We start from the raw sequence: 1,706 nt of genomic DNA, 5'->3' as shown, positions 1-1,706 counted from the left end.
CCGGCGCCCCCGGTCCCGCCTCCGTCACGTACTTCGTGCTGCGCACCGCGCTCGGGTTCGCGCTCACCTGGGTGAGCCCCTTCTACGCCGTCTTCGCCTGCATCGGGTACTTCGACGCCGTCCCCCTGCTGCCACCCCGCCCCGCGTACGCCCGCGCCGGACTCCTCGCCGTGGCGCTGACGCTCGGCGGCTCGCAGTCGGGAGGGCTGCCGCCGCGGTCCGCCGTCCAGTGGGCGGCGTTCGGCGGACTGTTCGCGCTCAACGCCGCCCTCGCCCTCGGCCTCGCCCACCTCGGCGGCAGGGAGATCGAGAGGGCCGCCACCCTCGCCCGCACCAACGCCCGCCTGGAACAGGCCCTCACCGAGAACGCGGCGCTCCAGGCGCAGCTCCTCGTGCAGGCCCGCGAGGCGGGCGTCGCCGACGAGCGGCGGCGGCTCGCCGCCGAGATCCACGACACCATCGCGCAGGGCCTCACCGGCGTCATCGCCCAGCTCCAGGTCGTCTCCATGACCACCGACCCCGAAGTCGCCCGGGTCCACCTGGCCCGCGCCGCCGACCTCGCCCGGCACAGCCTCGGCGAGGCCCGCCGCTCCGTGCAGAACCTCAGCCCGGTCGCCCTGGAGCACGACACCCTGCCCGAGGCGCTGAAGAAGACCGTCGCCGCCTGGACCGAACGCACCGGCATCGCGGCCCGGTTCACCGTCACCGGGACCGAGCACCCGCTGCACGACGAGATCGCCGCCACCCTGCTGCGGATCGCCCAGGAGGCCCTCGCCAACGCCGAGCGCCACTCGGGCGCCGCCCGCGCCGGCGTCACCCTCTCCTACATGGGCGACGAGATCACCCTCGACGTCCGCGACGACGGCCACGGCTTCGACCCGGCCGCCGTCCCCGCCCGCTCCCGGGCCGGCGGCTTCGGCCTCGACGGCATGCGCGCGCGGGCCGAACGCCTCGCCGGCACGGTCACCGTGGAGACCGCGCCGGGCGAGGGCACGGCGGTCTGCGCTCGCGTACCGTTGGGCACGCCATGACCGACATCACGCTCCTGATCGTCGACGACCACCCCGTCGTACGGGACGGCCTGCGCGGCATGTTCGCCGCCGAGGGCTCCGGCTTCCGCGTCCTCGGCGAGGCGTCGAACGGCGTCGAGGGCGTCGAGCTCACCGAGCGCCTCGACCCGGACGTCGTCCTGATGGACCTGCGCATGCCCGGGGGCGGCGGCGTCGACGCCATCGCCGAACTCGCCCGGCGCGGCGCCCGGGCCCGGGTCCTCGTCCTCACCACGTACGACACGGACACCGACACCCTCCCGGCGATCGAGGCCGGCGCCACCGGGTACCTCCTGAAGGACGCCCCGCGCGAGGAGCTGTTCGCCGCCGTCCGGGCCGCCGCCGACGGCCGCACGGTCCTGTCGCCGACCGTCGCGTCCCGCCTGGTGACGGCCGTCCGCGCGCCCGCCCCGGACACCGGGCTCTCCGCCCGCGAGAACGAGATCCTCGCCCTCGTGGCGAAGGGCACCGCGAACCGGGCCATCGCGGCGGAGCTGTTCATCAGCGAGGCGACGGTGAAGACCCATCTCACCCACATCTACGCCAAGTTGGGCGTGAAGGACCGGGCGGCGGCGGTAGCCGCGGGCTACGAACGCGGCATCCTGGGCACCACCTGAGCCCCCGCCCCACCCACGCGGCGCCCCGCCGCCGTGTGGG

The 1,706-nt window shown here is 75.7% G+C and carries 2 protein-coding genes; both read left to right on the top strand.

Annotation, left to right across the window (positions count from 1 at the left end):
- Nucleotides 1-1,031, top strand: a 1,031-nt coding sequence (locus CCN56_RS40595; RefSeq protein WP_086832543.1) for a sensor histidine kinase, incomplete at its 5' end; no start/stop codon positions are given.
- On the top strand, nt 1,028-1,666 hold the full coding sequence (locus CCN56_RS40590) for a response regulator transcription factor (protein WP_086832542.1): 639 nt from the start codon (nt 1,028-1,030) through the stop codon (nt 1,664-1,666). The genes CCN56_RS40595 and CCN56_RS40590, both read left to right, overlap by 4 nt.
- Nucleotides 1,667-1,706: the final 40 nt, after the last annotated feature.

The sequence above is a fragment of the Streptomyces sp. NRRL B-24572 genome, assembly GCF_002156145.1.
GTDB classification, from domain to species: domain Bacteria; phylum Actinomycetota; class Actinomycetes; order Streptomycetales; family Streptomycetaceae; genus Streptomyces; species Streptomyces vietnamensis.
This window is presented reverse-complemented; position numbering and strand designations above follow the sequence as displayed.